Source organism: Agromyces luteolus (assembly GCF_009729855.1).
Classification (GTDB): domain Bacteria; phylum Actinomycetota; class Actinomycetes; order Actinomycetales; family Microbacteriaceae; genus Agromyces; species Agromyces luteolus.
On record NZ_WODA01000004.1, the window covers coordinates 56,673 to 73,752 of the forward strand.

Below are 17,080 nucleotides of genomic sequence, written 5' to 3' on the forward strand. Positions count from 1 at the left end.
GCATGACAGCCCAGACGGTGGACGAGTACATCGCGTCGTTCCCCGACGACGTCGCGGATCGCCTCCGGCAGGTGCGGGCTGCGATCGTCGCCGAGGTCCCGCCGCCGGTGGAGGAGAGGATCCGCTACGGCATCGCCGCCGTCATGCTCGGCGGCCGCTACGCCATCCACTTCGCCGGATGGAAGCACCACATCGGCCTCTACCCCGTGCCGACGCTGCCCGGGCCGCTCGAGTCCGAGGTCGCGCCGCTCCGGAGCGCCACGGACACGGTGAACCTCCCGCACCGCGCCGAACTCCCGATCGACCTCATCGGCCGCATCGCCGCGGCGATCGTCGCGCAGCGCGCGGCCGCGAGCGACTGAGCCGCCCGCTCGTCAGGCGCCACTCGCGCCCCCGTCCGATCCGCCGCCGGGCCGGACGAGCCCCGCTTCGTAGGCCGCGATCACGAGCTGCGCGCGATCGTGCGCTCCGAGCTTGGCCATCACGCGATTCACGTGCGTCTTCGCGGTGTGGCGCGAGATGACCAGCCGCTCGGCGAGGTCGTCGTTCGACAGGCCGCCGGCGACCAGCACGAGCACCTCGCGTTCGCGTTCGGTGAGCGACGCGAGCGCCGTGCCGAGCGCTGAGGTCGCGGTCGGCGCGGGCACCGGGCCGGGTCGCACGTAGCGCTCGATGAGCACGCGGGTGGCGGATGGCGACAGCAGCTACTCCCCCGCGTGCACCGTGTGCACCGCCTCGACGAGCGCGTCGGGGTCGGTGCCCTTGCCGATGAAGCCCGAAGCGCCGGCGTGCAGCGCGCGCACGACGTTCTCGTCCTCCTCGAACGTGGTCAGGATCAGCACCCGCACGTCGGCGAGCTCCGGGTCCGCGCCGATCCGCCGCGTCGCCTCGATGCCGTCGAGCCCCGGCATCCGGATGTCCATGAGCACGACGTCGGGCCGGAGTTCGCGGACGAGGTCGAGCGCCTCGTTCCCGTCGGCGGCCTCGCCGACGACCTCGAGGGTCGGCTCCGCCCCGAGCAGTGCGGCCACCGCCTGGCGGATGAGCGGCTGGTCGTCGACCACGAGGACCCGGGCGGTCATCGTCCGCCCTCCCGTCCCGTGGCATCCGTCGACTCGGGAACCTCTCGCGGCCCGACGGGGAACTCGGCGCGCAGCCGGAACACGCCGGCGTCGGCGCCGGTCACGAGCGTGCCCCGCACGGCGGCGACCCGTTCGCGCAGGCCGAGCAGGCCGTGTCCGCCCGCCGGACGCCCCGGCGCGGCGGGCGTGCCCGTATCGCGCGGCGCGCCCGGCGCCGTGGCGTTGGTGACGGTGATCGCGAGCGTCGAGGCATCCTGCTCGATGAGCGCGTGGGCGCGACCGTCGGCGCCGTGCTTGCTCGCGTTCGTGAGCGCCTCGCGCAGCACGAGGTAGGCCGAGCGATCCACGGCCGTCGGCACGTCGCCCGCGTCGGACGCGACCTCGTGGCGAACGGTCACGCCGAGTCCGGTCACCGCGAAGTCGTCGACCATCCGCCCCAGGTCGGCGAGGCCGGCCGGCGGGGCCGACGGCGTCGCGTCGTCGGACTCCGTGCGCAGCGTCGAGAGCAGGTCGCCGATCTCGCCGAGCACCTCGCGCGCGGCGCGCGCCGCCGTCGCGACGGACTCGCGGGCGCGCGGCAGGTCGGGCTCACGGCCCTCGGCGATCGCCCGCTCGGCGACGCTCGACTGCAGGTTGATGACCGCGATCTGGTGGGCGACGGCGTCGTGCAGGTCGCGCGCGATGCGCAGCCGCTCCTCGGCGACGCGACGGCGTGCCTCCGACTCGCGCGTCGCCTCGGCACGCTCGGCCCGCTCGGCGAGCGCAGCCACGTAGGCGCGGCGCGAGCGCGTGGCATCCCCCGCCGCCGCGGCGAACGCGAGCAGCGCTGGAACGGGGATCAACCGCGGGTCGAATCCGTCGCCCGCGCCCGCGATGAGCTCGACGCCGACGAGGAGGACGATCGAGGTCAGCACCGTGATCAGCACCCGGCGCCGAGGAGCCCGCTTCGACATCGCGTACGCGGCGATCGCCGCGGGCACGACGAACGGCATGGCGCTGCCGACGACGAGGGTGCCGGCGGCCATCAGCGCCCACACCACGCCGTACGTGACGAGCGGCAGGCGGCGCCGCAGCAGCAGCACGGGGGCCTGTGCGAGCGCGAGCGCGAAGGCCGCCGGCGCCTCCACGGCGAGGAACTCGGGCGTCGGCCCGCGATACGGCGCGCATGCCCACGCGATCGCGACGAGCACGACGACGACGTCCCACACCCACGCGGGCGCGGCGCGTCGCGCCGCCATCCGGTCGGGTGCGACCCGCCCGCGGTCCTCGTCGCTCATGCCTCGATCCTCGCGCATCCCCGTCGTCGCGGATGGGCCGGGCACCCCCATGCCCGACCCATCCGCTCATCCACCGCGCCGTCTCCTACTCGTACCGGAGCGACTCGATGGGGTCCTGCCGGGCGGCGCGCCCGGCCGGGATCGTGCCGGCGAGGAAGGCGATCGCCATCACCAGCACGACGATCGACGCGACCGAGACCGGGTCGAACGCGATGAGCGTCAGGCCCGGGAGGTCGGCGAACATCGTGGTCGCGAGCGCGTCGCCGACGGCCGTCCCGGCGACCATGCCGAGCACGACGCCCACGGCTGAGCCGAGGAACCCCATGAACGTGGCCTCGGTGCTGAACAGCCCGAACACCTTGCCCGAGCCCATGCCCATGGCCTTCATCAGGCCGATCTCGCGGGTGCGTTCCTGCACCGACATGAGCAGCGTGTTCACGATGCCGAATCCTGCGGCGAGCAGGGCGATCACGGCGAACGCGTTGAGCACGAGCACAATGCCGTCGATGACCGACTGGAACGCGCCGATCTGATCCTCGACCGTGGTCGCCGTGAAGCCGGCCTCGTCGAGGTCGTCCTTCAGCGCCTGCGTCGCCGGCTCGCCGAGTTCGGGGTCGAACGTGACGACCGCCGAGCCGTAGACGTCGGCCTGCCCGGTCGCACCCGTCGCCTGCACGGCGTAGAGCTCGTCGGTGAGCGCGGTGTTCGGCGAGACGCTGTTCCCGGTGCCGATGAGGCCGGACTCGGAGACGCCGACGACCTCGGCCGTGACGACGTGCTCGGCGCCCGTGGCATCCGTCACCCCGAACGCGACCTCGCCGCCGAGCGCGTCGCCCTGCGAGGCGAACCCGAGCGGCTCGACGAAGTCGACCGGGATCGCGACCTGCGGCTCTGCCGCGTCGGCGTCGGGCTGCTCGCCCGAGGCGAGCACGAGCTCCATGCCGGGGATGAACGAGCCCACCGAGACCTCGTAGCGGGTGCCGTCGTCGTGCTGGACGTAGTCGACCGACACCTGCTTGAGCGGTTCGACGGACTCGACGCCGTCGATCGCCGCGATCGTCACGAGGTCGTCGTCGGTGATCGGGTCGATGGTCTGGCCGCCGCCGGGTCCGTCGGCGCCGAGGCCGGAGGCCGTGACGGCGTCCGGGTCGTACTCGCGCGGGCCGTCGTCCGTCGTCTCCTCGGCCTGGTGCGCGACCGTCATCACGTCCTCGGCGCCGATCTCGGCGACGGTCTGGTCGATGTAGCGGTTGATCCCGGTGCCGAGGCCGGTCGTGATCGTGAGCGTGAACGCGCCGATGAAGATCGCGAGCACGGTGAGGATGGTGCGGGTCTTCGACCGGAAGGTGTTCGCGACGGCCGAGCCGACGACGTCGGCGGGCTTCATGCGGCCACCTCCTCGGCCGGGCGGCCGGGTTCGGCGGTTGTCCCGGTGCCCGACGCGGTGGTCGCGGCGGTGGCGGATGCCTCGATCCGGCCGTCGCGCACCGTGATCCGCCGATCGCAGCGCGAGGCGAGCTCCTCGTCGTGCGTGACGACCACGAGCGTGATGCCGCGCTCGCGGTTCAGCCCGAAGAGGAGGTCCTCGACCGCGGCGCCGGTCGTCGTATCGAGGTTGCCGGTCGGCTCGTCGGCGAAGATCACCTGCGGGTCGTTGACGAGCGCCCTCGCGATGACCACGCGCTGCTTCTGCCCGCCGGACAGGTCGATCGCCCTGTTCTTCGCCTTGTCGGCGAGATCGAGTTGCTCGAGCACGGCCATGCCGCGGCGCTTGCGCTCGGCCCGCCCGACGCCGGCGATCTTCAGCGGGAGGATGACGTTCTCGAGCACCGTCGCGCTCGGCGTGAGGAAGAACTGCTGGAAGACGAACCCGAAGGTCTCGTTCCGCACCCGGTTGAGCTCGCGGCCGCGGAGCCGATCGGCGGGCACGCCGTTGAGCTCCACGCTTCCGGAGGTCGGACGGTCGAGCAGCGCGAGCAGGTGCATCAGCGTCGACTTGCCCGAACCGGACTTGCCGACGATCGCGAGCGACTCGCCGGCGCGCACCTCGACGTCGACGCCCTTCAGCGCCTCGAAGCGGGTCGGGCCGCGGCCGTAGGACCGGTGCAGGTCCTCGACGCGCAGGACTGGGGTGGACATCGTGCTCCTCTCGGCGGGGCGATCGCCGAGTGCGGCGACCGTGCTCCGAGTCAACGCGGTGCGGGCGGATGGCGCGTCCTCCGTTCGCCCGATCTTCGGGTACCGCGATCGCAGTACGTCGGGTTGCGCCGGAGCGACTTGGCCCCGTTTCAGGGTGCACGCCACGTCGATACACGGTGCCGTTAATTCATGACTCTCTGTACTGTTGACCCATGACCAGTGCGACCGCGACCGTCACCCATACCGCTGCGCTCGCCCGGCTCGGGCATGCACTGTCGGATCCGACCCGCTCGAACATCCTGCTGGCATTGCGGGACGGACGCGCGCACCCGTCGGACCTCGCCGACGCGTTGGGGGTGTCCCGGCAGGTGATGTCGAACCAGCTCGCCTGCCTTCGCGGGTGCGGGCTGGTGGAATCGACGCCCGACGGTCGTCGAACCTGGTACCGGCTCGCGGACCCGCATCTCGCCACCGCGTTGGACGACCTGCTGCGCCTGGTGCTGGTCGTCGATCCGGACTGCTGCGACGGGGCGGGGTGCACCTGCTGATGACCTCGACCGCGCCCGTCACCGACGCCCGCCGGATGGTGCTGCACCGTCGCATCCGGTTGATCGTCGCGGCGACGATCGGCTACAACGTGATCGAGGCGGTCGTCGCGATCACGGCCGGGTCGATCGCGTCGTCGGTCGCGCTGATCGGGTTCGGGCTGGACTCGATGATCGAGGTGCTTTCCGCCGCCGCGGTCGCCTGGCAGTTCACGCGGCGCGACCCGGAACGGTGGGAGCAGGGCACGCTGCGGGTCATCGCGATCGCGTTCTTCGCCCTCGCTGCCTACGTGACCGTGACCTCCCTGCTCGCACTCGGCGGTGTGGTCCGGCCCGAGCACAGCACGGTGGGGCTGGTCCTGACCGCGGTCAGCGCCGCGGTGATGCCGCTGCTCTCGCTCGCCGAGCGTCGTGCCGGGCGTGAGCTCGGCTCGGCGACCGCCGTCGCGGACTCGAAGCAGACGCTGATCTGCGCCTACCTGTCCGCTGCCGTGCTCCTCGGGCTGCTGCTGAACAGCCTCTTCGGCTGGTGGTGGGCCGATCCGATCGCCGGGCTGGTCATCGTCGTCTTCGCCGTCCGCGAGGGCATCGAGGCGTGGAAGGGCGACACGTGCGCGACCTCCGTCGGGATGATCCTCGAAACGGACCAGGGGCAGGAGGACGGCCATGACCACCACTGAGCCCCGGATCTCGCCGGAGAGCAGGCTGTCGGACCGCGGCATCCGGGTCGAGCTGCTGCATCTGGCCGACTGCCCGAACTGGGAGCAGACGCTGCGTCTGCTCCGCGAGGTGCTCGACGCAACGGGCCACCACGACGTCCTGATCACCGCGAGCGTGATCGATCCCGGCGAACCGGCCGTCGACACCCGTTTCGCGGGTTCGCCGACCATCCTCGTCGACGGGACCGACCCGTTCGCCTCCGACCAGAGCGAGAATGCGCACGCCTGCCGCGTCTACGTCACGCCGGACGGGATCGCCGGGCACCCGACCCGAGCCCAGCTCGAGGAAGTGATCCGCTCGCATGCCTGACGACCCGACCGCCAGGTGCGCCTGCTGCGGCCGCACCCTGCCCCGACGTCGCCTCCACGAACTGGCCGAAGACGTCTGCATCTGTCGACGCTGCGGCCTGTGGGTCGCACTCCGACTCCAGAACGATCCGGCCCACGAGTAGTCTTCCCGCCTCATCTACCGCGCACTTCGCGTCGACCGGCGTTGCGCATCTCACCTGCCGACCGCCGCCCGCACGTACCGCTCCGCGTAGACGCGGAGCAGGTCGCGGAGCTCCGGCGGCGACTCGACCGTGAAGTCCATGCCGAGCATGCCGATGTACGCCGCGACGGTGTCGAGGCTGTCCGCGCCCGTGACGAGGATCGACTCGGCGGCGGAGACCTCCTCGACGATGCCGACGGCGGGGTGGATGCGATCCAGGACCGCGGATGCCGCAGCCGCGATCCGCAGGCGCGCGTGCACGTTCCATCCGCTCACCGCGACCTGCCGCATCGTGAACGCGGTGTAGTCGCCGCCGGGCACGAGCCGAGGTTCGAAGCGGCGCCGGGTCGGCATCCGCGGGCGCATGCGGTCGGCGCGGAAGACGTCCCATTCCCCCGACTCCGGATCGCGTGCGACGAGGTACCAGCGCCGCAGCCACGCGAGCAGCCGGTACGGCTCGACGAGCCGTGGCGCGTCGTCGTAGTCGAAGCGCAGCCACTCGACCGAGCGGATGGCGGTCGCGATCGCACGCAGCACATCGGGGTCGACCTCGGGGTCGGGGGCATCCGTGTCGTTGTTCTCGGGCGCGCGGTCGACGACCGTCGCCATCGCCTCCACGGTCGGCCGAAGACGGGCCGGCAGCACCTGCTCGAGCTTCGCGAGCGCTCGTCGGCTCGACTCGCCCACGCCCGCGACGCCGGTGGCCGCGCGCAGGCCGATCGCCACGGCGACCGCCTCCTCGTCGTCGAGGAGCAGCGGTGGCAGGCGTCCGCCCGCGCCGAGACGGTAGCCGCCGAGCGAGCCGCGGGTCGCCTCGATCGGATAGTCGAGGCCGCGGAGGCGCTCGACGTCGTTCCGGATGGTGCGGGTCGTGACACCGAGCCGCTCGGCGAGTTCGGTGCCCGACCAGCTCGGCCGCGACTGCAGGAGGCCGAGGAGGGCCAGCAGGCGGCCAGCGGTGTCGGTCACGACGGCCCCCTCGTGAATCGGTGCGTGCGGACTTCGCTCATCAGGAACGATCCTTTCCGCTATCGACCGTACCGTCGGAGACATGAACACCACCAGCGCATCGCAGACCGAACTCACCGACATCCGCCCCTTCACCGTCGCCGTGCCGCAGGCCGACCTCGATGACCTCGCCGACCGCCTCGCCCGCACGCGCATGCCGCAGCCCGCGCCCGCCGACGACTGGACCACCGGCACCCCGAACCACTACCTGCAGGGGGCCGTCGAGCAGTGGAAGTCCTTCGACTGGCGCGCCGTCGAGGCCCGGATCAACGCCGTGCCGAACTTCATCACCGAGATCGACGGCCAGCCGATCCACTTCCTGCACGTCGTGTCGCCGCACCCTGAGGCGACGCCGCTCCTGCTCGCGCACACCTACCCCGGGTCATCCGCCGACTACCTCGACCTCATCGACCGCCTCGTCGACCCGGTCGCGCACGGCGGCCGGGCCGAGGACGCCTTCACGCTCGTGATCCCGGATGCCCCGGGGTTCGGCTTCTCGAACCCGGTGCGCGAGTCGGGGTGGACGACCCGCCGCGTCGCCCGCGCGTACGACACGCTCATGCGCCGGCTCGGATACGAGCGGTACGGCGTGCACGGATCCGACAACGGCGCGATGGTCGCCCGCGAGCTCGGCCTCCTCGAGCCCGACGGCTTCCTCGGGCTGCACGTGCTGCAGCTGTTCTCGTTCCCCTCGGGCGACCCGAGCGAGTTCGAGCGGCTCGAGCCGGCCGACTACGCCGCCCTCGAGCACCTGCAGTGGTTCCAGAAGGTCGGCGGCTACAACACCATGAACGCGTCGCGCCCGCAGACGATCGCGGCCGCCCTCAGCGACTCGCCGGTCGGACTGCTCGCCTACAGCGAGCTGTTCGAGTCGTTCGGCAACGGCACGTCGAAGGTGCCGCTCGACGCGATCCTCACGGCCGTGAGCATCGCCTGGTTCACCAACTCGGCCGCCGGCATGAGCCGCGCCTACTTCGAGAACGCGCAGGACGAGCCGGCGCCGGCCGTCAACCACGCACCGACCGGCGTCGCCGTGTTCGCCGACGACTTCCAGACCATCCGGGTCTTCGCCGAGCGCGACAACGACGCCATCGTGCACTGGAGCCGCTTCCCCGAGGGCGGACACTTCGCCTCGCTCGAGGTTCCCGACGTGCTGGCAGGCGACATCGCGGCATTCTTCTCGTCGCAGCGCGGCTGACCGTGGGCTTCACAAAGCGTAACCGAATGGTTACGCTTTGTCTCATGGATGCCTTCCACGCGCTCGCCGACGCCACGCGCCGACGGTTGCTGGAGCGACTGGCCGGCGGCCCGCGCTCTGCCGGCGACCTCGCGGCCGGACTGCCGATGAGTCGCCCAGCCGTCAGCAAGCACCTTGGACTGCTGTTGGAATCCGGCCTCGTCGAGGTCGAGCCCGTCGGTCGCCTCCGCCACTACCGACTGCGCCGCGAGGCGCTGGCCGTGGTGAGGCGGTTCCTCGATGTGCTCGAGCAGCCCCCGATTCCCAGCGAGGCGTTCGCCGCTCTCGATCTCGAGGTCCGGAGAACCACCCGCGACACGGCAGCAGAACCGCACCGAGGACAGGAGATCGCATGACCGAGCAGACGTCGCCGACCCCCACCGGGTCCACCACGCAGGGCCCGCTCGGCCCGGAGGTTCGCCTCGTGCGCCGCTTCCGAGCTCCGATCGGCGCGGTCTGGGCCGCGATGACGGAATCCGAACGACTCGAGCGATGGATCGGGCGCTGGGAAGGCGAACCCTCGACCGGAGCCGTGACCTTCTTCATGACCGCTGAGGGGGACGACATCGAGGGCGAGGAATTCCGCATCCGCGAGTGCAACCCTCCGCACCGGTTCGCGGCGGACACTCGAGTGGGCGAGCAGCGATGGCACGTGCGATTCGATCTCGCCCACGTCGACGGCTCGACCGTGCTCACCTTCAGCCAGGTCCTCGGCGAGGACGACCCCTCCAGCATGGGTCCGGGCTGGGAGTACTACCTCGACCGACTCGCTGCCGCCCTGGACGATGCAGATCCCGGCACCGTGCGGTTCGAGCAGTACTACCCCGCCATGCGCGAACACTACGCTCGCCGTACCTGACAGGTGGCGCCGTCACGCGTTCGCCGAGTCGTCGTCCGGGATCGACTCGCGAAGGGCGGTCCCCACCCATCTGCACGAGCGGATGCCCCGGCGACGTGCCGCACGCGGCATCCGCCGGGCTCGGCTACGCTCGCGCCATGGGGCCGCCCGAGAGGTTCGAGGTTCGGCGCGCGACGGTGGCGGATGCCGACGTCACCGGCCGGCTGCTGTTCGACTTCAACACCGAGTTCGAGTCGCCGACGCCGTCGGCCGAGGCGTTCGGGTCGCGCTTCCGCGACCTGCTGACGCGGCCCGACGTCGTCGTCCTCCTGGCCGAGGGGCCGGAGCCTGTGGGTTTCGCCTACCTCACGCTACGCCCGACCCCGTACGGCATCGGCCCGCTCGCGCAGCTCGAGGAACTGTACGTGCGGCCGGAGCTGCGCGATCAGGGCATCGGCACCCGGCTGCTCATCGCGGCGCTCGACGCGGTGCGCGAGCGCGACGCGATCGAGATGCACATCAACGTCGACGAGGTCGACGTCGACACCCGGCGCTTCTACGAGCGGCACGGATTCGTGAACATCGAGCCGGGCGAGGACTACCGCATGCTCTGCTACATCCGGGCGCTCTGACCGGGGCCGGAGCACGACCCAGGCTGCGGGATCAGCATGGGCCCGGCGGCGCCGGGAGTGTCCGCGAGGTTCCTGCGGACTTCTGGGCGACCCTCGCGTCGACGTCCCGCCGCCCGAACCGCGCGGCGCTCGCCCCCGGTCGATACGATCGGGTGCGACGTCCACTCGTCCGCCGCACCCACGAGCCGCAGGAGCAACGATGACCTCGAACACCGCCGAGACCTCACGTCCGCTACGGGAGGAATCGAAGGCCACGCTCTTCGGCACCGCGCTCGTGCTCGTCATGGGCGCGCTGGTCATCGCCGCCGGCGCCATCCTGACGGTCGCCTCCGTCGTGCTCGGCGACACCGCGCTGCAGCTGCCGTAGCGACCCCACGTCAGCGCCGCGGCGTCCAGCCCGGCGGCAGCGGGGCGTCGATCGCCGCGCGCTCGAGGTCGGCCGCCGCGGACCAGCCCTGCGCGGCATCCGTCGCCTCGAACCCGCCGCGCGCGACCCGGAAACCGACGTCCTCGTGGTGCATGCGCGGCGCTCCTCCACGGCGCACCGACGCTCGCACGCTCCAGGCGTCGTCGGCGAACCCGCCGCCGCGGAACACGCGGTACTCGTCGTAGCGCGCCGCATCGAGCAGGTCCCAGCACCACTCCCACACGTTGCCGAGGGTGTCGAACAGGCCGTTGAGGTTCGGCAGCTTGCCGCCGACGTCCTGCGGGGCGGTCACGCCGTCGGCGGCCGTCCACGCGATCTCGTCGAGCGGGCCGTAGTGCGGCGTGGTCGAGCCGGCGCGGCAGGCGAACTCCCACTCGGCCTCGGTCGGCAGGCGGAACCCGTCGGCGTCGACATGCCAGGTGACGTCCTCGCCGTCGAAGGTGTACGCCGGGTCGAGCCCTTCCCACTCCGACGCGGCGTTGCAGAAGCGGATGGCGCGCAGCCAGCTCACGCCCGTGGCGGGCCGGCGCGGGTGCGTCGCCGACTCGCCGAGCAGCTCGGCGAGCTGCTCCTGCGTGACCGGGTACACGCCGATCTCGAACGGCTCGAGCTCGACGCTCCACCGCAGCTTCCGGCGCGCGTCGTGCATCGCGACGGTGCCGCCGTCGATGCGTGCGAGCTCGATGTCGGCGGTCATCGCGGCAGTCTCTCACGGGCGGCCGGGCGGCCGGGCGGCCGGGCGGCGCCCGACCGGTTCTCAGAGCCGGCGTCAGCCGCGCGGCGCCATCGCGCTGATCAGCTCGTACGCGACGTGCGACGCGGCGACGGCCGTCAGCTGCGCGTGGTCGTAGGCCGGAGCGACCTCGACGACGTCGGCGCCGACGATGCGCTTGTCGGCGAGCGCGCGGAGGATGCGCAGCAGCTCGCGGCTCGTGAGGCCGCCGGCCTCCGGGGTGCCGGTGCCGGGCGCGTGGGCGGGGTCGAGCACGTCGATGTCGATCGAGATGTAGAGCGGTGCGTCGCCGATGCGCGCGCGGATCCGCTCGATCACCGCGGCGACGCCGTGCTCCTCGATGTCCTCGCTCGTGGCGATCGCGAAGCCGAGCCGCTCGTCGTCGGCGAGGTCCTCGACGCCGTAGAGCGGCCCGCGCGTGCCGACGTGCATGCTCGCGGTGAGGTCGATGAGGCCCTCCTCCGACGCGCGCCGGAAGGGCGTGCCGTGCGTCACGGGGGCGCCGAAGTAGGTGTCCCACGTGTCGAGGTGCGCGTCGAAGTGGAGCACGGCGACCGGACCGTGCTTCGCGTGCACCGCACGGAGCAGCGGCAGGGCGATCGTGTGGTCGCCGCCGATCACGACCAGGCGGTCGGCTCGGTCGTCGAGCGCCCGGGCGCCGGCCTCGACGTCGGCCACGGCCTCGTCGATGTCGAACGGGTTCACGGCGAGGTCGCCGGCATCCGCCACCTGCTGGGTCGCGAACGGCGAGACGTCCTGCGCGGGGTTGTACGGCCGCAGCAGGCGGGAGGCCTCGCGCACGTGCGCGGGGCCGAAGCGCGCACCAGGGCGGTAGCTCACGCCGCTGTCGAACGGCACGCCGACGACCGCGATGTCGGCGCGCGGCACGTCCTCCAGGCGCGGGAGGCGCGCGAACGTGGCAATGCCCGCGAAGCGCGGCACGCGGCTGGCGTCGACGGGGCCGACGGGCGCGGCGGCGGGTGCGGCGGTCGGGGCGGATGCCGCAGCATCCGGGTGCTCGGGGTTCGAGGCGTGCATCTCGAGTCCTTTCGAAGTGCGGGAGTCGGAGGTCTGGTGGGCGCGAGGTCAGCCGCGCGGCTGCCGGGCGTGCACGAGCCGGACGCCGCCAGCGGCGATCGCGTCGCGGATCGCGTCGCCGAGCCGGTCGACGTCGTCGACGCGCACCCCGGTCGCGCCGAAGGCGGTCGCGAGGGCGGCCCAGTCGGGCTGTGCCAGGTCGACGCCGATCGGGTGGATGCCGCGGTCGAGCTCGTTCTGCTTGATCTCGGCGTAGCCGCCGTTGTCGACGCACACGATCGTCAGGTCGAGGCGCTGCTCGACCGCGGTCATCAGCTCGTTGACGGCGAACATGAGCGCGCCGTCGCCGAGCACGGCGACCACCGGGCGGTGCGGCGCGGCGACGCGCGCGCCGATCGCGGCGGGCAGGCCGTAGCCGAGCGTCGCGTAGGTCGGCGTGTAGAGCAGCGAGTGGGGGCTCGACCGGCGGAGCACGTTGGCGAGTGCGAGGTAGACGATCTGCGACGAGTCCCCCGCGACGATCGCGTCGGCGGGCAGCGCGTCGGCGATGCGCTCGGCGAGCGCGACGTCGCCGGGAGCGGTCGCCCGGACCTCATCGGCGATCGCCCGGCGGGCCACGGCGAGGTCGGGCGCAGGGCGTGCGTCATCGGGCAGCGCGGCGAGCAGCTCGCCGAGCACCGCGGCGGTGTCGCCGACGATGCCGACGGTCGCCTCGAGGTTCTTGTGAAGCTGGGCCGCCGAGCGGTCGATGCGGATGACCCGTCCGCGCGCTTCGAGTCGCGGCGCCCACAGCTCGGCCTCGCCGAGCTTGGAGCCGATGACGACGAGCACGTCGGCGGACTCGGCGACCTCACGGGCCGCGGCGAGCCGGAGGTTCGAGCCGAGGGAGAGCGAGTGGTGCTCGTCGAGCGCGCCCTTGCCGTTCAGCGTGGTCAGCACCGGGGCGCCGAGGCGTTCGGCGAGCGCGGTGACCTCGCGCACGGCGCGCGTCGCTCCGCCGCCGGCGATGATGACCGGCGACTCGGCTCCGGCGAGCAGGTCGGCGGCCGAACGGACCGCCGCAGCCTCGCCGCGCTCCGGTGCGGGCGCCGGGCGCGCCGCCCGCGCGTCGGCGGGCACATCGGCCGGCGCCTCGAGCACGTCGAGCGGGATCTCGATGTGGACCGGGCGCGGGCGCCCGGTGCGGAACAGCTCGAACGCGTCGTGCACGGCCTCGACGGCCTCGACGGCACTCGTCACCCGGCGCGACCACTCGGCGATGGCGCCGACCATGGCCGAGGCGTCCTTCGTCTCGTGCAGCGTGCCGACGTCGCGGAACTCGTCGCCGAGCGGGACGCCCGGGGAGAGGACGAGGAGCGGTCGCGACTCGCAGAACGCGGTGCCGATCGCGCTCATCGCGTTCTGCAGGGCCGGTCCGGAGGTCGTGATCACGACCCCGGGCAGTCCCGTCTGCTGCGCCCAGCCGTCCGCCCCGTAGCCGGAGCCCTGCTCGTGCCGGTTAGTCACGGCGTGGATGCCGAGGTCGGCGAGCGGCCGGTAGAACTCGAGGTTGTGCGTGCCCGGGATGCCGAAGATCGTCGTCACGCCGTAGGCGCGGATGGTCTCGAGGACCGCCCGTCCCGCGGTGTCGGCGTATCGCTCGGCCGTGTCGTCGCGTGCATCGTCCATGATCGCCATCGCCTCGTTCATACCGGGACCGCCTCCTTCAGCGCCGCCGTCGGTGCGTTCTCCAGCACGTACCGCGGTTCGCCCCCGACCCAGGTCTGGAGCACCGCGATCTCCGCGATCCGCTCGGGCTCGACCGTCAGCGGGTCGCCCGCGAGCACCGCGAAGTCGGCGTACTTGCCGACCTCGAGCGAGCCGAGGTCGTCCTCGCGCCCGATCGAGACGGCGCCCTCGTAGGTGTGCGCGCGCAGCGCGACGAGCGCCGAGATCCGCAGGTCGTCGGGCCCCAGCGAATTGCCGCGGCGGGTCACCCGCGTCACGGCGGCCTGGATCGCCTCGAGCGGGATCGGGTCGGCGACGGGCGCGTCCGACGAGATCGTCATGGGCACGCCCGCGCGCTCGAACTCGCCGAGCGGGTTGAACCGCTCGCCCGGGGTGCCGATCGCGTCCTCGACGCCCTCGCCCCAGTTGTAGTAGTGCTGCGGCTGGTTCACCGGGCGGATGCCGGCTGCCGCCATCCGCTCGATCTGCTCGCCGCTCGGCAGGCCGCAGTGCTCGATGCGGTGACGCGCGTCGTCGTCGGGCCGCTCCGCGAGGGCGGCCTCGATCGCCGAGACGACCATCTCGATCGCGGTCGGCGACTGCGCGTGCGTCGCGGTCTGCAGTCCGGCGGCGTGCGCCTTGCGGATGAGCTCCGCGTACGCGGCGGGCTCGTGGTAGAGCTGTCCGGTGCGGCACGGGTCGCCGACGTAGCCGTCGGGGAAGTACGCGGTCCATCCGCCGAGCGTGCCGTCGGCGTAGAACTTGATGCCCGCGAAGCTCAGGTGGGCGTTGCCGAACTGGCCGACGAGCCCCATCTCGAGGGCATCGTCGAGCAGGTGCGAGAGCAGGTACATCGAGACGCGCAGCTCGAGCCGGCCCACCTCGGCGAGCCGCAGGTACATATCGAACTCGCGGCGCGACACCTGCGCGTCGCCGATCGTGGTGACGCCGCCCGCGAGGAACCGCTGCGTCGCGGCGTCGAGCTGGCGGAGGTGCTCCTCGGGCTCGTCGGCGAGGTGGAAGTTCGGGCCGTGGTGGCCGACGTTCACGCCGTGCACGCCCGTGAGGATGTTGCACGCGGCATCCGACAGCTCGCCCGTGAGCTCACCGTCGGCGTCGCGGAAGAACTCGCCGCCGGGAGGGTTGGGCGTCTCGCGGTCGACGCCGCCCTGCTCGAGCGTGAAGGAGTTCACGACGCCGCCGTGGCCGGAGGCGTTCATGAGGTACACCTCGCGGTCGGTCGCGACCGCGTCGAGCTCGAACCGCGTCGGGTGCCGCCCCTCGGCGAGGTTGCGGTGCTCGTACCCGTAGCCCCGCACCGGGCGCCCGGCGGGAAGGCCGGCCGCGGCATCCGTCAGCAGTGCCACGATCTCGGGGATGCTCGCCGCCTTCGCCGGCCCGCAGTCGACCCAGGTCATCATCTGCCCGTACATGAGCGGATGCGCGTGGGCGTCGACGAACCCGGGGACCACGACCGCGTCGCCGAGGTCGACGCGCTCGGGCGCCAGCCCGGCGGCGCCGGCCGCGGCCTCGCAGTCGGCCGTCGAGCCGATGGCGAGGATGCGTCCGCGGTCGAGCAGCATCGCCGTGGCCGTGGTCGACGCGTCGTCGACGGCGTGGATGGCGCGTGCCGTGATGATCCGGGGTGCGGCCTGGTCGGGCCGGTCGAAGGCGGCGAGTTTCCTCATGGCTGGCGGATCCCCGTGGTGTCGGTGCGGGCGGTGAACGACGCCGTCGCGGGCGCCTCGTCGGAGTGCTGCGGCGCGAGCCTCGTGCAGATCGCGGCGAGCACGGCCATGCCGGTGAACATGGCGATGACCGACCAGATGTCGCCCGTCCACGCGATGAGCTGCGTCGCGAACCACGGCGAGAAGCCGGCCCAGATCGCCGCACCGACGCCGTACGACAGCGCGATCGAGGTGTACCGGGCCTGCGGCCGGAACATCTGCGCGAGGATCGCGGCGATCGGCGCGTAGGTCGCGCTCATCGCGATGCGGACGAGCGAGGCGAACAGGAAGATGAGCGGCTCGACTCGACCCGGCAGGATCAGCATGAACGGCGCGAACGTCAGGACCGAGGTCAGCAGGCCGAGGTACATGATGTTCTTCCGGCCCCACTTGTCGCCGAGCCAGGCGACGGGCAGGGTCACGACGAACTCGATGAAGGAGGCGATCGTCATCGCGTCGAGGATGACCTGCGCGTTGATCGAGATCGGCTCGCCCGTGGCGTAGGCCGTGGCGAAGGTCGTGGCGAGGTAGTAGCCGCCCGTCGAGATCGGCAGCAGGCCGATGCCGAGGAGGATCGGCCTCCAGTTGTTCCGCAGCGCGAACGCGAGCGGCATCGACTGCTTGCGGCCCTCGATCTTCTGCTCGAACACGGGCGACTCCTCGACCCGGTACCGCACCCAGAGGCCGACGCCGATGAGGACGATCGAGAGCAGGAACGGGATGCGCCATCCGCCGTTCAGGATGAAGTCGTCGCCGAAGCGGGACATGATCGCGAACACGCCCGAGGCGAGCAACGCGCCGGCGGGGTTGCCGAGCTGCGTGAAGCCGCCGTAGAACGTCTTCGACTTCTCGGGGGCGTGCTCGACGCTCATGAGCACCGCGCCGCCCCACTCGCCGCCGACCGCGAGGCCCTGCAGCGCCCGCAGCAGGATCAGCAGGATCGGCGCCATGATGCCGATGGTCTCGTAGGTCGGGAGGCAGCCGACGAGCACGGTCGCGACGCCCATGAGGAGCAGCGTGATGACGAGCGAGACGCGGCGGCCGAGCTTGTCGCCGATGTGACCGAACAGGATGCCGCCGAACGGCCGGACGAGGAACGCGATGGCGAACGTGGCGAACGCGGCCGCGGTCTCGGCGAGCGGATCCTCGCTCGGGAAGAAGAGCGGCCCGAAGACGAGGGCCGCCGCGGTGGCGTAGACGTAGAAGTCGTACCACTCGATCGTGGTGCCGACGAACGCCGCGACGCCGGCGCGCCTGGCTCGGCTGTGCGTTGAGGTCATGACCGCTCCTTTGCGGATGGGTGGGTTGGGTGCCGTTCGGGCGGTGCCGATTCGGCGGGGCGACGCGTTGGATGCTACGAGCGGATGCCGGGCGCGGCAACTGCGGAACTCCAGCGGACTGTTGCATCCGCTGGAGTTCTGCGCTCGAACGCGCGCATTCGACGCTTCGCGTCCTCTCTCGAAGTGTCTAGACTGCGGATA

At 72.2% G+C, this 17,080-nt stretch carries 18 protein-coding genes and 1 pseudogene; 9 read left to right on the forward strand and 10 right to left on the reverse strand.

The features are described from left to right. Positions 1-2 precede the first annotated feature (2 nt). On the forward strand, positions 3-362 hold the full coding sequence (locus GLX25_RS03130) for an iron chaperone (RefSeq protein WP_155840760.1): 360 nt from the start codon (positions 3-5) through the stop codon (positions 360-362). Positions 363-374: 12 nt separating this feature from the next. On the opposite strand, the pseudogene GLX25_RS03135 reads toward GLX25_RS03130, so the two are convergent. The 4 genes and pseudogenes from GLX25_RS03135 to GLX25_RS03150 all read right to left on the reverse strand — a co-directional run bounded on the left by GLX25_RS03135 (position 375) and on the right by GLX25_RS03150 (position 4,498). Next, positions 375-1,082, reverse strand: a pseudogene (locus GLX25_RS03135) (response regulator transcription factor). Continuing rightward, a complete protein-coding gene (locus tag GLX25_RS03140; protein ID WP_166548400.1) occupies positions 1,079-2,359 on the reverse strand; it encodes a sensor histidine kinase in 1,281 nt (426 codons plus the stop codon). Before GLX25_RS03140 ends, GLX25_RS03135 begins: the two are co-directional and overlap by 4 nt. Before the next feature lie 85 nt (positions 2,360-2,444). Further along, positions 2,445-3,746 (reverse strand): ABC transporter permease, encoded by a 1,302-nt coding sequence (locus GLX25_RS03145; protein WP_155840762.1) that lies wholly within the window; start codon positions 3,744-3,746, stop codon positions 2,445-2,447. Beyond that, positions 3,743-4,498 (reverse strand): ABC transporter ATP-binding protein, encoded by a 756-nt coding sequence (locus GLX25_RS03150; protein ID WP_155840763.1) that lies wholly within the window; start codon positions 4,496-4,498, stop codon positions 3,743-3,745. Before GLX25_RS03150 ends, GLX25_RS03145 begins: the two co-directional genes overlap by 4 nt. Before the next feature lie 212 nt (positions 4,499-4,710). Here GLX25_RS03150 and GLX25_RS03155 point away from each other — a divergent pair, with 212 nt between their 5' ends. From GLX25_RS03155 to GLX25_RS03165, 3 genes are read left to right on the forward strand one after another with little or no spacing between them, the layout of a single operon-like run. Further along, on the forward strand, positions 4,711-5,046 hold the full coding sequence (locus GLX25_RS03155) for an ArsR/SmtB family transcription factor (RefSeq protein WP_155840764.1): 336 nt from the start codon (positions 4,711-4,713) through the stop codon (positions 5,044-5,046). Then, positions 5,046-5,723, forward strand: a complete 678-nt coding sequence (locus GLX25_RS03160) for a cation efflux transmembrane domain-containing protein (protein WP_155840765.1) — start codon at positions 5,046-5,048, stop codon at positions 5,721-5,723. Before GLX25_RS03155 ends, GLX25_RS03160 begins: the two co-directional genes overlap by 1 nt. Then, positions 5,710-6,072, forward strand: coding sequence for a thioredoxin family protein (locus GLX25_RS03165; protein WP_155840766.1), 363 nt, complete (start codon positions 5,710-5,712; stop codon positions 6,070-6,072). The genes GLX25_RS03160 and GLX25_RS03165 overlap by 14 nt, the downstream gene beginning before the upstream one ends. A gap of 192 nt (positions 6,073-6,264) precedes the next feature. Here GLX25_RS03165 and GLX25_RS03170 read toward each other — a convergent pair whose 3' ends face one another. Continuing rightward, a complete protein-coding gene (locus GLX25_RS03170) occupies positions 6,265-7,221 on the reverse strand; it encodes a helix-turn-helix transcriptional regulator (RefSeq protein WP_271192555.1) in 957 nt (318 codons plus the stop codon). 82 nt (positions 7,222-7,303) lie between these two features. Between GLX25_RS03170 and GLX25_RS03175 the strand changes: the two genes are divergently transcribed. The 5 genes from GLX25_RS03175 to GLX25_RS03195 all read left to right on the forward strand — a co-directional run bounded on the left by GLX25_RS03175 (position 7,304) and on the right by GLX25_RS03195 (position 10,334). Continuing rightward, on the forward strand, positions 7,304-8,458 hold the full coding sequence (locus GLX25_RS03175) for an epoxide hydrolase family protein (RefSeq protein ID WP_155840768.1): 1,155 nt from the start codon (positions 7,304-7,306) through the stop codon (positions 8,456-8,458). A gap of 44 nt (positions 8,459-8,502) precedes the next feature. Then, positions 8,503-8,853, forward strand: a complete 351-nt coding sequence (locus tag GLX25_RS03180) for an ArsR/SmtB family transcription factor (RefSeq protein ID WP_155840769.1) — start codon at positions 8,503-8,505, stop codon at positions 8,851-8,853. Beyond that, positions 8,850-9,356 carry an SRPBCC family protein gene (locus GLX25_RS03185; protein ID WP_155840770.1) on the forward strand — a complete coding sequence of 169 codons (507 nt, stop codon included), beginning with the start codon at positions 8,850-8,852 and terminating at the stop codon, positions 9,354-9,356. The genes GLX25_RS03180 and GLX25_RS03185 overlap by 4 nt, the downstream gene beginning before the upstream one ends. Before the next feature lie 137 nt (positions 9,357-9,493). Then, on the forward strand, positions 9,494-9,967 hold the full coding sequence (locus GLX25_RS03190; RefSeq protein ID WP_155840771.1) for a GNAT family N-acetyltransferase: 474 nt from the start codon (positions 9,494-9,496) through the stop codon (positions 9,965-9,967). 199 nt (positions 9,968-10,166) lie between these two features. After that, positions 10,167-10,334 (forward strand): hypothetical protein, encoded by a 168-nt coding sequence (locus GLX25_RS03195; RefSeq protein ID WP_155840772.1) that lies wholly within the window; start codon positions 10,167-10,169, stop codon positions 10,332-10,334. Between the two features lie 10 nt (positions 10,335-10,344). Here the strand turns inward: GLX25_RS03195 and GLX25_RS03200 are convergent, their stop codons facing one another. From GLX25_RS03200 to GLX25_RS03220, 5 genes are all read right to left on the reverse strand, one after another. Continuing rightward, on the reverse strand, positions 10,345-11,091 hold the full coding sequence (locus tag GLX25_RS03200; protein ID WP_155840773.1) for a formylglycine-generating enzyme family protein: 747 nt from the start codon (positions 11,089-11,091) through the stop codon (positions 10,345-10,347). A gap of 72 nt (positions 11,092-11,163) precedes the next feature. After that, entirely contained in the window at positions 11,164-12,165 is a 1,002-nt protein-coding gene (speB, locus tag GLX25_RS03205) for an agmatinase (protein ID WP_155840774.1), read from the reverse strand. Between the two features lie 48 nt (positions 12,166-12,213). Continuing rightward, positions 12,214-13,833 (reverse strand): thiamine pyrophosphate-binding protein, encoded by a 1,620-nt coding sequence (locus GLX25_RS03210; RefSeq protein WP_205719813.1) that lies wholly within the window; start codon positions 13,831-13,833, stop codon positions 12,214-12,216. A 17-nt stretch (positions 13,834-13,850) separates the two neighbouring features. Then, complete coding sequence (locus tag GLX25_RS03215) at positions 13,851-15,560, reverse strand: amidohydrolase (RefSeq protein WP_155840775.1); 1,710 nt, start codon at positions 15,558-15,560, stop codon at positions 13,851-13,853. Beyond that, entirely contained in the window at positions 15,557-16,879 is a 1,323-nt protein-coding gene (locus tag GLX25_RS03220) for an MFS transporter (RefSeq protein WP_155840776.1), read from the reverse strand. The genes GLX25_RS03215 and GLX25_RS03220 overlap by 4 nt, the downstream gene beginning before the upstream one ends. Positions 16,880-17,080: the final 201 nt, after the last annotated feature.